The organism is Isosphaeraceae bacterium EP7 (assembly GCA_038400315.1).
Lineage (GTDB): Bacteria > Planctomycetota > Planctomycetia > Isosphaerales > Isosphaeraceae > EP7.
In genome coordinates, this window is record CP151667.1 from 6,063,258 (window position 1) to 6,077,055 (window position 13,798).

7 protein-coding genes are annotated in these 13,798 nt (G+C 66.4%); 6 read left to right on the forward strand and 1 reads right to left on the reverse strand.

The genetic code is table 11. The features are described 5' to 3' along the window. Positions 1–174 precede the first annotated feature (174 nt). The 6 genes from EP7_RS23985 (at position 175) to EP7_RS24010 (ending at position 10,823) form a co-directional block, all read left to right on the forward strand. Positions 175–1,545, forward strand: a complete 1,371-nt coding sequence (locus tag EP7_RS23985) for a hypothetical protein (RefSeq protein ID WP_463524728.1) — start codon at positions 175–177, stop codon at positions 1,543–1,545. 566 nt (positions 1,546–2,111) lie between these two features. Beyond that, entirely contained in the window at positions 2,112–4,538 is a 2,427-nt protein-coding gene (locus tag EP7_RS23990) for an ATP-binding protein (RefSeq protein ID WP_463524730.1), read from the forward strand. 957 nt (positions 4,539–5,495) lie between these two features. Further along, complete coding sequence (locus EP7_RS23995; protein ID WP_463524731.1) at positions 5,496–6,446, forward strand: YybH family protein; 951 nt, start codon at positions 5,496–5,498, stop codon at positions 6,444–6,446. Between the two features lie 48 nt (positions 6,447–6,494). Next, the gene (locus EP7_RS24000; RefSeq protein WP_463524732.1) at positions 6,495–8,300 is read left to right on the forward strand and encodes a tetratricopeptide repeat protein; all 1,806 of its coding nucleotides are present in this window, start codon (positions 6,495–6,497) and stop codon (positions 8,298–8,300) included. A 235-nt stretch (positions 8,301–8,535) separates the two neighbouring features. Continuing rightward, on the forward strand, positions 8,536–8,874 hold the full coding sequence (locus EP7_RS24005; protein ID WP_463524734.1) for a hypothetical protein: 339 nt from the start codon (positions 8,536–8,538) through the stop codon (positions 8,872–8,874). A gap of 191 nt (positions 8,875–9,065) precedes the next feature. Next, positions 9,066–10,823 (forward strand): arylsulfatase, encoded by a 1,758-nt coding sequence (locus EP7_RS24010; protein WP_463524736.1) that lies wholly within the window; start codon positions 9,066–9,068, stop codon positions 10,821–10,823. A gap of 76 nt (positions 10,824–10,899) precedes the next feature. On the opposite strand, the gene EP7_RS24015 is transcribed toward EP7_RS24010, so the two are convergent. Then, the gene (locus tag EP7_RS24015) at positions 10,900–13,419 is read right to left on the reverse strand and encodes an excinuclease ABC subunit UvrA (protein ID WP_463524738.1); all 2,520 of its coding nucleotides are present in this window, start codon (positions 13,417–13,419) and stop codon (positions 10,900–10,902) included. Positions 13,420–13,798: the final 379 nt, after the last annotated feature.

The following is a 13,798-nucleotide window of genomic DNA, read 5'->3' on the forward strand; positions in this document are numbered from 1 at the left end:
AGCCTCGCGGTCAGGTCGTGGGAGATCGCCCAAGTCTAACCCACCACACCCCTTCGCGGCAAATCAGGCCGGCGAGCGCCCGTCCCACTCCTGTTCCAATTTTGTTGGATCGCCAAACCGGCCCCGGCTATCCTGGCCGATCCAACAGCCCGACGCCTCCGGAGCCCGCCACCCATGCCCAAGCTCGTCACACTCCTGGTCCTCGCCACGTTGGGAGTTGCGTCCCGGGCGAACGCCGACGCCCCGTCGTTCCGCCTCAGCACGTTCCAGGCCGACGTCACCCCGCCGATGGGCCATCCCCTGATGGGGGGCGGGATTGCGCCGGCGAAGGAGGTCATCGACCGCGTGCAGGCCAAGGGCGTCATTCTGATCGGCGGCGAGAAGCCGGTCGTGATCGTGGCGGTGGACTGGTGCGAGATCCGCAACGAGGCCTACGACCGCTGGCGAACAGCGATTGCAGAGGCGGTCGGTACGGACCGGGCCCGGGTACTGGTCAGCAGCAACCACCAGCACGACGTCCCCGTCGCCGACCTGGATGCCGAGAGGATCCTGCTCGCCCGCGGGCTCGTCGGCCGCGTCACGAATCTTGAGTTCCACGAGGAGGTCGTCAGGCGCGTGGCCAAGGCCGCCGCCGAGTCCATTCCCAACGCGAAGCGAGTCACTCACCTGGGGACCGGCCAGGCCAAGGTCGTCGGGGTCGCCTCGAACCGGCGTTATCTCAGGGCCGACGGCTCCATCTCGTTCGATCGGACCAGTGCCTCGAAGTCGGCCGAGGCCCAGAGTCAGCCCGAGGGGATCATCGACCCCTGGCTCAAGACGCTCAGCTTCTGGGACGGCGAGACCCCGCTGGCGGCCCTGAGCATCTACGCCACGCACCCGATGAGCTTCTACGGCAAGGGGGGCGTCACCAAGGACTTCGTCGGGCTGGCCCGCGAGGCCCGCCAGGCGGCGAACCCGTCGGTCTTCCAGATCTACGCGTCGGGATGCAGCGGGAACGTCACCGCCGGCAAGTACAATGATGGGTCGCCGGCCAATCGGGGGATTCTCGCCGGCAAGATCGAGGCGGCGATGGCCGAGGCCTTCCTCGCCACGACGCGACACCCGCTGACCTGTTGCGATTTCAGGGTCGTGCCGCTACGCCTGGAACCCCGAAACGACGAGGGCTTCACCCCGGTCGACCTGGAGAAGCGGCTCTCCCCGGCTTCCAAGCCGTTCGACCAGTGCCTGGCGGCGATGGGCCTGAGCTGGCGCAAGCGGGCAGACGCCGGTGCGACGATCGACGTGCCGGCCCTCGACTTCGGCCCGGCGCAGTGGCTGCTCCTGCCGGGGGAGTCGTACGTCGAATATCAACTCTACGCCCAGTCGGTCCGGCCCGACTCCTTCGTCCTCACCTCGGGATACGGCGAGTGCGCCACCGGCTACGTCCCCACCGAACGGGCCATCGCCGAACATGACACCAACCTGCATGACTGGTGCTGGGTGGCCCCCGGCGCCGAGCCCCGGATGCACGCGGCCATCCGCGCCGTGCTGGAACCCCATCGCTGAGACCTCGGGCGGAGCGGCTTGCCATCCAGGGGTGCACACAGCCCTCGAACTTGATGACCGCCCGCGTTCGTTCGCCCCGGGCCCTCGTCAACGCCGAACCCCATCGGCGCGAGACTCGACCAACTCGCGCCGAACCCTGACGTCGTCCCGAGCCCAGAAGTACGACGAGGGCTCATCCAGAGGCAAGTAATTCGGGCGGCCGGGTCCAATTACTGTACCATTGCGCTTGGGTGGGTTGCGTGGAGGTTTAAGCCCAGACAAGCTCCCACCCGAATGGGCCCGATGCACCGGCGAGTCCCCCCTCGCCCGCGCCTCCGGTCGGGCCAGTCTACCGTTGACATTTCGATTTCCGGCCGTAAAAGGAGCGACAATGTTCGTCGATCCCAGATTGGCGGACCGGGATCGGGTCGACGACAACTCCGGTCGTGCCCGCATTGAGCCGGGAAATGAGCCTTCCGGGCTGGACCCGAGGGCCGGTCCCGACCTGAATCGATCGTCCTGCCGCCCGCTGGCGGGACCGCCTTGTGGGGACGCTCGCATTGAGAGTGAAGGCGGCGCCGGTTTCCATGAATGACTTCGATGTCGAGATCAGTCGAGCCATCCATGCTCGCCGCCACGCACTCTCGCTGGCCGTCGTCGAGCGGCAGTACTCGCACCATCCCGAGATGAGGGAACTCTACGGCGAGCGAGGATATGCGAAGTGTATCGAGGATACCGAGTTCCTCCTCGCCCACCTGTCGGCCGCCCTCCTGGCCTCCAGCCCCTCGCTCTTCGCCGGCTACGTCGGCTGGGCCGGGTCCGTCCTGTCAGCCGCCGGCATCCGACTGCAAGACATTCGCGAGAACCTGTCCTGCCTCCGGGACGTCCTGAAAGAGCAACTCACGGAGGAGATGGCGGGCGCCGCGACGGGTTACGTCGAGTCGGCGATGGAGCGGCTCGCCGGTACTCTTCCGGAGACGCCCGGCCACCTGCCGAAGGGTGAGTTGGGCGACGAGATCGCCGGGGAATATCTCCGCCTGCTCCTGGCCTGCCAGCGTCACGCCGCCGCGTGCCTGATCCTGGACGCCGTGGAGGCGGGTATGGCAATCCGCGACGTCTATCTCAGGGTCTTCCAGCCCTGCCAGCGAGAGCTCGGCCGGCTGTGGCAGGAGGGAATGGTCACCGCGGCCCAGGAGCATTACTGCACGGCGGCCACCCAGCTGATCATGTCCCAGCTCGCCCCCCGCCTCTTCATCACCACGCGTAACGGGCGCCGGGCGGTGGTCGCCTGCGTGGCCGGGGAGTCGCACGAGGTGGGGACCCGCATGGTGGCCGACCTTCTGGAGTTGGCCGGCTGGGACACGATCTATCTCGGCGGCAACGTTCCAATCACCGGGGTCGTCCAGTCGCTCGTCGAACACCGGGCCGATCTGCTCGCTGCCTCGGCGACCATGACGTACCACCTGCCGGCCATGGTCGACCTGATCGCGGCGGTGCGGGCCGAGCCGGCGCTTGTCGACCTCAAGGTCATGGTGGGCGGGCGCCTCTTCAACGCCGAGCCCGGCCTCTGGGAACGCATCGGCGCCGATGGCCACGTCGGCGACGCGGACGAGGCCTGTCGCCTGGCCGAGCGGCTCATGCAGCAGGAAGTCGGCGAGGGGCCGAGGGTCGGTCGTCGGGTCCTGGAGATGCGACGCGAGGCCGCCCCACATGCCCCATCCGCCTTGCCAGACACCTTCTACGACGAGCTCGGACGGGTCAACAGCGAAGTCGTCGCCCTGAACCGTGAGCTGGTCCGCAAGAATGCCGAGGTCGAACGGCTGCACGCCGAGGTCAGCCGCCAGGCCGAGGACCTGGCGGCTGCCGACCTCCGCAAGAACGAGTTCCTGGCCATGCTGGGGCACGAGCTCCGCAATCCGCTGGCCCCGATCATCAACGCCCTCGCGCTGCTGGGTCCCGAAGACCCCGACGCGGCGACGGTCCGATGGGCCAGGGACCTTATGGGCCGCCAGGTCCGGCAGATGATCCGGCTGGTCGACGACCTGCTCGACCTGTCGAGGATCATGCAGGGCAAGCTCGAACTCCTGAAGGAGCCGGTCCAGCTCGCGGCCATCATTGCCGACGCCGTGGAGACGGCCCGGCCCGTCATCGACGCGAAAGGCCACACGCTGACGGTCTCGCTCCCCGACCAGCCGCTGATCCTGGAAGCGGACTCGATCCGCATGTCGCAAGCGATCACCAACCTCCTGAACAACGCCGCCAAGTATGCCGATCCGGGCGGGAAGATCGACCTGACGTCCCGGCTCGAGGGGACCGAGGCCGTCATCCGCGTGCGCGATACCGGCGTGGGCATCACCCGGGAGATGCTGCCGAAGATTTTCGATCTGTTCATGCAGGAAGGGCGTTCTGCCGACCTGGCGCAAGGCGGGCTGGGGGTCGGGCTGGCGTTGGTGAAGAGCCTGGTGGAGATCCACGGAGGCGTCGTTGAGGCAAGGAGCGAGGGACTGGGCCGGGGAAGCGAGTTCACCGTCCGGCTCCCGATGCCCGCGTTGGCAAACATGGCGACGGCCGCGGTCGCGACGGGCTCACGCGAGGCGGAGCCGGCGGGGCTCTGGAAGTCGACCGACACAAGGTGGCCCCGCCGTCGGATCCTCGTGGTGGATGACAATGAAGACTCGGCCAACGCCCTCGGGAGGTTGCTCTCCAGGCTCTACGACCAGGACGTCGAGGTCGCCCACGACGGCCCCTCGGCGCTGGCGGCGGCCCTGAGATTCCGCCCCGAGGTCGTCCTGCTGGACATCGGCCTGCCGGGGATGGATGGCTACGAGGTAGCCCGGCGGATGAGGCAGATGCCGGGGTTCGCGACGGTCACGCTGCTGGCGCTCACCGGCTGGGGACATGAGCAGGACCGGCAGAAATCACGAGAGGCGGGCTTCGACCAGCACCTCGTCAAGCCCGTCGCCCCGGAGGCCATCCTCGAGCTTCTCACGAAGGCCGAGTCGGCCGGGGCCTGAGGGGCCCCGCATCCATCATCGTGCACTATAATGCGCATATGACGTCCGCTCGCCCAACGTCCGGCGCGGAACCCGAGCCATGACGCCGACCATCGCCGGAAGCGAACTGAATCAAACTCATATCGACGAATATTCTAGGATCCACCGGGCGGGTCGTTCGCCCCGCGCAATCCATCAATCGGATCCGGAATTTTCTTGGCGTGCCATCCCTGCATCGAGCAAGATGATCCGCCAGAGTCTGCGCCTCGGCGTCGCTCCAGGTCTCACGCCGGCGTCGGTTCGCGTCTCCCGTTCGAGACTCCGGGCCCATTCTCGCCGATCCGCCCCCCGAGGCCGGGATCGGATCCGGGCATTCGACGGGTGGAGCGACGGACGTCGTTGCCTCATCCGGGACGGATGCCGGCACACCATTCATCCGAAAGGCTGAACGGCCGGACGAGACAAGTCAGCTCGAACGAAGCGTTCAGGGCCGTGCCCTCATCCCTCAGGACGATCGAAGCCTGCTGGGATCCCCGCTCGCCGCAGCGATGTCGTTTGCCGACAAGGGTCCATTTCTCGGGTCGATCGAGCGACCCGGTTCCGAACCTTTTCGCGTTTGCCCTCCCAGGGCCGGCTCACTAATAAATAAACATATTTCTTATATTTGCCGGCCGACTCCCCGGCCTGCATCCGATCAACCACCTCTTCCACGACGCCCCATCGACCTGACCTAGATCGGTAGGGTTGGTCCCACTGGATTCGTCCTCGAGCGGACCGAGGTCATCGACCCGTTCCCTTCATTCGAAACCGTCACCAGGGCGGCTCACTCGTCACGGGGGCGGAGCCGAAATTGGTCTCCGTCCGACTCGCGGACCTCGCAAGGCCCAAGCTCGTCCTAAGTTCCATGAGTGCCGTGCGCTCCAACGCAAGTTGCGGGGCGTACGCCTTCGAAAATCATCGTAAAAAGGAGCGACAGGAATGAGACCGGTTTCACTCTGGTTCGCGATCGTGGCCCTCTCAATATCCCAGGGCTCGGGAGCCCAGGAGTCCGCGAAGCCGACCCCGGCATCCACGAGAGAGGCGGCGACGGCCAAGCGAGGCGATGACGCCAAGGCCATCGGCGAACTGGTCAACTCGTTCACCAGGGCGTTCGACGCCGGCGACGCCGACGCCGCTGCATTGACCTACGCCGAGGACGCCCTCGTCGTCGACGGGAGCGAACGGATCGAGGGGCGCGCCGCCATCCGCGACCGCCTCGCCGCGTCGATCGCCGACAGCCCGGGGAACACCATCGCCATCGAGGTGAGCTCACTGCGATTCCTCGGCCCCGACACGGCGCTCGAGGAGGGGAAGACGACCATCAGGCCCGCAAAGTCGGGAGAGGTCGCCGAGGTGACCCGATTCACCGTCGTTTACATCAAGCGCGACGGCCACTGGCTCCAATCCGCCGTCCGCGACGAGGCCGTCGTGGCCGACCTGAACCCTCACGACCGCCTGAAGGAGCTTGAGTGGCTGGTCGGGGATTGGATCAACGAGAGCCAGGACGCGGTCGTGCATACCACGTGCAAGTGGACCGACGACGGCAACTTCCTGACCCGCGACTTCACCATGAAGACCCGAGGCCTGCCGGTCCTGAGCGGCTCGCAGAAGATCGGTTGGGATCCGGTGAGGGGGCAGTTCAAGACCTGGATCTTCGACACCGAGGGCGGTTCCGGCGAGGGCTACTGGAGCCGCAACGGCGATGAGTGGGTCATCAAGGCCGAGGGGGTCAGGCAGGACGGCCGGCATGCCTCGGTCACGAACATCCTGAAGCGTCTGAGCAAGGACCGGGCGAGCTGGCAGTCGGTCGACCGGACCCTGGGCGACGTTGCAATGCCCGGGATCGAAGAAGTCATCCTGGTGCGCAAGCCACCCGAGGCCGGCAAGTAAGCCCCGGCGACCCCACGGCCCTACCTTTCTCTTCACAGGATTCGCATCATGAGTCGCATCCTCTTGAAACTGGCCCTCGGCCTTTCCCTTGCGCTCCTCGCCATTCCGTCCGACGTCTTCGCTGGTCGCGGCGGTGGCCGTGGCGGTGGCGGTGGCGGTGGTGGCGGATATGGAGGAGGGAGTCGAGGTGGATATGGAGGCCAGGGCGGCGGCTCGAGGGGGAATCCCTCATTCAGCCAGCCACGCCAACCGTCCTCACAATCGCGCCCGCAGGGCGGCTCGGGCTACCAGGATCGATCCTCGACCGGGAACCGCCCTCAATACGGCAATTCCGGTGGTGGCGCTTACCGGAATCAGGGGCAGTCACCGTCCAACGCCGGGGCCGCAGCGGCGGGAGCAGGTTACGCAAACAAGAACCAGAACAGGTCGCCCTCCAACGCCGGGGCTGCCGCGGCCGGGGCGGGCGCCGAGAACCGGAATCAAGGACAGACACCGTCCAACGCCGGGGCAGCAGCGGCCGGGGCGGGCTACGCCAATCGCAACCAGCAGCCGAATGCCTCCAACGCCGGGGCCGCAGCGGCGGGAGCAGGTTACGCGAACCGGAACCAGCAGCCAAACCTCTCCAATGCGGGAGCCGCGGCGGCCGGAGCGGGCTACGCCAATCGCAACCAGCAGCCGAACCTCTCCAATGCGGGAGCCGCGGCGGCCGGAGCGGGCTATGCCAATCGCAACCAGCAGCCGAACCTCTCCAATGCGGGAGCCGCGGCGGCCGGAGCGAGCTACGCCAATCGCAATCAGCCCGGCATGGTCAACGGATACTGGAACGGCAACAATTCCGCCGCCGCCTGGGGCGCGACGGCCGTCGGCCTTGGCGCGGCGGCCGGAGTTGCGGCCTGGGGCGTCGGCTCGCCGATGTATTCATACGGCTATTCGAGCTATAGCAATCCCTACGCCGGCCCATCCAACGGCCAGGTCGTCGATTCGCAGCCCTCGGCCGTGACGCAGGTCGCCGCCGCCGGCGCCGACTACTCCCAGCCGATCAGCACGACCTTCGCCCCGCCCGCGCCTCCCGTCGCCGACCAGTCGTCGTCGGCCTTCGACCAGGCCCGCCAGGCATTTCTTTCGGGCGACTACGACAACGCGCTCCAATTCGTCCAGCAGGCGCTGGCGAGTACGCCCAACGACACGACGCAGCGCGAGTTCCTCGCCCTGGTCTACTTCGCGAAGGGCAACTTCGATCAGGCCGCGGCGCCGCTCTACGCGGTCCTGTCGGTCGGGCCGGGCTGGGACTGGACGACCCTGAGCGGGATGTATCCCGACGTCGAGACCTATACTCGCCAGCTGCGTACCCTGGAGGCGTTCTCGAAGGCGAATCCGAACTCGGCCCATGCCTACTTCGTCCTGGCCTACCACTACCTGTGCCAGGGGCACGATGAGAACGCAATCGCCCAGCTCAAGAAGGTCGTGGCGCTCCAGCCGAGTGACACGCTCTCGGCGCAGATCATCGCCCAGTCTCAGCCTCCCGTAGCGAGTGCGCCCACGCCGGCCGCGGCTTCTCCGGCGGTCGACGGCAAGCTCACCGGGAATTGGACCGTAAAACAGGCGAAGGACGCGGGCATCACGCTGGCGATCCAGGACGACGGCCAGTTCAAGTGGGTCACCTCGGCCCCGGGCAAGCCGCCCATGACAATCGCCGGAACGTCGACCTTCGCGGACGGGGTCCTATCGCTCTCCGACCAGGGTGGACAGAATGGCGTGCTGGCCGGCCAGGTCGTGTGGCAAGACGCCGATCATTTCAATTTCCGACTTGCCAACGCACCACAGGCCGACACCGGGCTGAACTTCTCGCGATGAACGCGGTTGGATGTCGCTGGCGACTCCAAACGTTCGCCCGACCTCCCTGTTCCAGGCGGTCGACACGAGTCAGGTCGGTTGATTCGAGAACTCCGAGGCCGGAGGGGAGCGTCGCGCCCCTCCGGACGTCATTGGGAAAACCATGATGAGAGACGCGTTCTCACCGCTGGCTTTGATGGCCCTCCTGCTTTGCGCGTCTCTCTGGGGCGAGCCATCGGTCGCAGAGGCACAAGTCGTGACCGCGACGACTGAACCGGCGGCGGCCACCCCCGCTCACGCATCATCTTCGGCGGTCGCCCCGAAGCCTCGCTCTCCTCGGGCGACGGTGCGGACCTTCCTGATCGCGATGAGCCAGAACGAGGATGATCCGCGGCGGTTCGATGAGGCCGTCTCCAGCCTCGACCTCTCCGTGCTGCCGCCCGACCGGCGCGACGTGGGGCGGCTTGCGTTCGCGCTCGAGTTCATCCCGCGATCCACCTCAAGGCGTTCCGAGCGCCTGGGGATCTCGCCCGACAGCACGACGATCGTGCTCGAGCGGGAACATCAGGCGGCGGCCGGGATCATCCCCGGATAACCCTCTCACGATGCCGGTCGCTTGAGTTCTCTGGCATTCATCGAGGTTGATTGATGCCTGGGCCACGGCTCGTGCGCGGGCGGGCACACTTTCCCGAATCACGCGAAGTTTGAACGAACAGCAGGCAAGGTCTGTGGACCGCGTGGGCGACTCATCGAGAGCGCAGATCCCAACATGAAGGCGTTTCGAGCATGAAAATCGGGCCGATTAAAGTGGTCGTGTTCGTCGGGCTGGGGGCGATGCTGGGCTTCGTCGCCTCCACACAGGATGTCACTCCCATGTTAAGGGCCGGTGTCGTCGCACCTGTCGCGGCGCAGTCCGGAGCGACCGACAAGGACATTGAGAAGGCCAACGATGGTACGGAAGGCGTGAGCAGGAACCTCTTGCTCGCGCAGGCCGGCGCGAACTCGGCCAAGGCGAAGCCCGCCTCGGCCGCGAAGAAGCCGAACATCATGTTCATCATGGGCGATGATATCGGCTGGTTCAATATTGGCGCCTACCACCGCGGCATGATGGCCGGCAAGACGCCCCACCTCGACAAGCTCGCGGCCCAGGGCATGCTCTTCACCGACTATTACGCCGAGGCCAGTTGCACGGCGGGACGGGCCAACTTCATCACCGGCCAGTTGCCGATTCGCACCGGCATGACCACGGTCGGCCAGGCGGGCTCCCCGATCGGCCTGCCGGCCCAGGCACCGACCATCGCCACCGCGCTCAAGTCGATGGGCTACGCCACCGGCCAGTTCGGCAAGAACCACCTTGGCGACCTGAACGAGTTTCTGCCGACCGTCCACGGCTTCGACGAGTTCTTCGGCTACCTCTATCACCTGGACGCGATGGAAGACCCGTCGCATCCCAATTATCCGCCCGAACTCAAGGACAAGGTCGGCCCGCGCAACCTGGTCCACTCCTGGGCAACGGATCGGGATGATCCGACCTCTCAGCCTCGCTGGGGCAAGGTCGGCAAGCAGAAGATCGAGGATGCCGGCACGCTTTACCCCAAGCGGATGGAGACGGTGGACGACGAGATCCTGGAACACGCGTTGAAGTTCGTCGACAAGGCCAAGGAGGAGGGCAAGCCTTTCTTCTGCTACCTCAACCCGACGCGCATGCACATCGTTACCCACCTTTCCGAAACATACCAGAAGACCCGGACGCCGCAGAACGGCTGGTCGGAGTACGAGGCGGGGATGGCCCAGCTCGACGACATCGTCGGCTCGGTCATGAAGAAGCTGGCCGACATGGGCGTCGAGGACGAGACAATCGTCGTGTTCACGACCGACAACGGCGCCGAGAACTTCACCTGGCCCGACGGCGGCCAGACTCCCTTCGCGGGGGGCAAAGGGACCGTGATGGAGGGCGGATTCCGCGCACCTTGCATCGCCCGCTGGCCCGGCAAAATCCCCGCGGGCAAGGTCGAGAACGGGATCATCTCAGGCCTCGACTGGTTCCCGACGCTCGCAGCTGCCGCCGGCGAGACGAAGATCGTCGAGGAGTTGAAGCAGGGGAAGACGCTCGACGACACAACCTACAAGGTGCACCTCGACGGTTACGACCAGACGGACATGATCACCGGCGCGGGACCGTCGAAGCGCCACGAGATCTGGTACTTCGCCGAGGGCGCGCTCGGCGCGGCCAGGATCGATGACTTCAAGTATCGATTCATCGATCAACCCTCGGGCTGGCTCGGCGGGACCGTCAGGCCGGATGTTCCGATCCTGGTGAACCTGCGTCTCGATCCCTTCGAGCGCACCGGGTTCACCGGCTCGCTCGAGTACTTCCAGTGGTTCAAGTACGAGTTCTGGCGCTTCGTCTACGTCCAGGCGGAAGTCGCGAAGCTGGCCAAGACGGCGGTCGAATTCCCACCCATGCAGAAGGGTGCGAGCTTCAACCTCGAGGCCGTCAAGGACCAGATCCAGAAGGCAGCCCAGTCGCGGGCCGGCAAGTAGGTTGAGCCGACGCCCTCGGGCTCGGCGAGCCCGAGGGCGCTCTCGATTGCGCGCAGACACCGGAGTTTGAATGCGATCAGGGCAGAGAGCGGGCCAGGTAAGCCGCGGTCCGGCTCGATGACACCCTGGCGACTTCCTCAGGGGGGCCGGCGGCAACAATCCGGCCCCCGTCCTCGCCGGCGCCGGGGCCAATGTCGATGACCCAGTCGCTGGCCGCGGCGACCCGCATCTCGTGCTCGACGGCGATGACGGTGTTGCCCGAGTCGACCAACCGGTCGAGCTGCGCCATCAGCTTATCCACGTCCGAGGGATGCAAGCCGTTGGTCGGCTCGTCGAGGATGTAGAGCGTGTCGCCACGCTGGGCACGTTGCAGCTCGGTCGCCAGCTTGATCCGCTGGGCCTCTCCCCCGGAGAGCTCGGTGGCGGGCTGACCCAGCCGCAGGTAGCCCAGGCCAACTTCGCCCAGGACGAGGAGCGAACGCTCCACCTGCGGCTCCTCGGCGAAGAATTCGCGGGCCGCGTCGACCGTCATCCCCAGCACGTCGGCGATGGTCCTGCCGCGATACCGGATCTCGAGCGTTTGCGCATTGAATCGAGACCCGTGGCAGGCGGGACATGGGGCGTAGACGCTGGGGAGGAAGAGCAGCTCGACCATCACGAACCCCTCCCCCTCGCAGGTCTCGCAGCGCCCCTTGGCGACGTTGAACGAGAATCGGCCCGCGTCATAGCGGCGGTCCTTCGCCTCCTTCGTCGCGGCGAAGAGCTTGCGGACGTGGTCGAAGAGGCCGGTGTAGGTTGCCAGGTTGGACCTGGGCGTCCGGCCGATCGGCTTCTGATCGACCCGAACCAGCCGCCTGATCCCACACAGGCCCCCCTCGATCCGACCGCCGATGGGGGCGTCGACGTCCGACTCCAGCTCTTCTCCCTGGTCCTCGTCGGGCGCGAGCGTTTGGCCGAGCTGAGTCGCGACGAGCTCGGCGAGGGCCTGGCTGACCAGGCTCGACTTTCCCGAGCCCGAGACCCCCGTCACGGTCGTGAAGACGCCCAGCGGGAACCTGGCGTCGATCCCCCGCAAGTTGTTGCGCCTGACATCGGCCAGACGCAGCCAGCCGACGGGCTCGCGCGGCGTCCGACTCCCGGCCTCCCGGTTCCCGAAGAGGTGTCGTCGGGTTTGGGATTCGCTCACATGTTCGAGCCCCGCGGGCGGGCCGCTGTACAGGATGAATCCGCCCTGCTCGCCCGCCCCCGGCCCCACGTCGACGATCCAGTCAGCTTGGCGGATCAGGTCGAGGTCGTGCTCGACGACGAACAGCGAGTTGCCCGAGGCCTTCAGCCGGTTGAGCGCCCGCACCAGTGCCTCGGTATCCGCCGGGTGAAGGCCCGCCGAGGGTTCGTCGAGCACGTAGACGACGCCGAACAGGTTCGAGCGGACCTGCGTGGCGAGCCTCAACCGTTGCAGTTCGCCGGGCGAGAGCGTGGGCGTGCCGCGCTCCAGGGAGAGATAGCCGAGCCCCAGGTCGAGCAGCACGCCCAGCCGACCGACCAGGTCGCGGGCGATCCTCCGGACGACGATCAACTTCTCGGGCGACTTCTCCGCCAGCTCGACCATGCCTGGGGCCGTCCCCTCGGCATATTCGGGCAGGATTGCCGCGAGCCTGGCCATGGGCAGCCTGGAGAATTCGGCGATATCGAGCCCCGCAAATGTCACCGAGAGTGTCTCGCGCCGCAGCCGCTTGCCGAGGCAGGTCGGGCATTCTCGGCTGAGCATGTAATGGAGCGCCCGACGCTTCATCGGCTCGCTCTGCGTCTTGGCGAAGGTGTGCAGGACGTGCCGCCTGGCGCTGGAGAAAGTCCCCATGTAGCTCGGCTCGTCCTTCCGCAGGACGGAGCGCCGCACCTCCTCGGCGGTCAGCCCCGAATAGACCGGCACCACCGGCTGGTCGTCGGTGAAGAGGATCCAGTCGCGGTCCTTCCGGGGTAGCTCGCGCCAGGGCCGGTCGACGTCGTAGCCGAGCGTCATCAAGATCTCGCGCAGGTTCTGGCCGTGCCAGGCGGTCGGCCAGGCCGCGACGGCCCGCTCGCGGATCGTCAGCGAGTCATCCGGCACCATCGATCGTTCCGTCACCTCGTACACCCGGCCCAGGCCGTGGCACTCGGGGCAGGCCCCCTCGGGGGTGTTCGGCGAGAACGACTCCGCGTACAGGAGGGGCTGGCCGGCCGGATAATCTCCGGCGCGCGAGTAGAGCATCCGGATCAAGTTCGAGAGCGTCGTGACGCTGCCCACCGACGATCGGGTCGAGGGAGACCCTCTCTGCTGCTGCAAGGCGACCGCCGGTGGAAGCCCCTCGATTTCGTCGACCTCGGGCACCCCGAGTTGGTGGAAAAGTCGCCTGGCATAGGGCGAGACCGATTCGAGGTAACGCCGCTGGGCCTCCGCATAGAGCGTCCCGAACGCGAGCGATGACTTGCCCGACCCCGAGATCCCCGTGAAGACGACCAGCGCATCGCGGGGGATGTCGAGGCTTACGTCCTTCAGATTGTGCTCGCGTGCCCCCCGGACACGAACGAACTGGCTGTTTTGATGGTCTTCGTTCATGCAATTTCAGGCGTTCGCAAGTCGTTCGGGCGAAGGTCGTTTCGTGGAACGATCTGCGAAGCATTCAAATCCCGCGCCAATCAAATCGCCACCTCGATGACGACCGCTCGCAGCTCTCAACTCCCATGATCCTGGCCGGATCCGGACTCAAGATCATCGAGAGCTTGGGGCAATTTCGTCGTCAATAATGGCGATTGGTCAATCTTTCAAGACGCTGGATCGGGCGTGCCATTCCCCGGTGATGGTACGAAACTCGATTCGGAATTGCGACAAGACTGCATGAAATCGGGCATGGGCCCTGATCGATCGCTCCAGGCATCCGGGCATCGATCGCCTAGATGAGCCACCAGACAGTCTCGTCATCACGCAGCGATTCAGG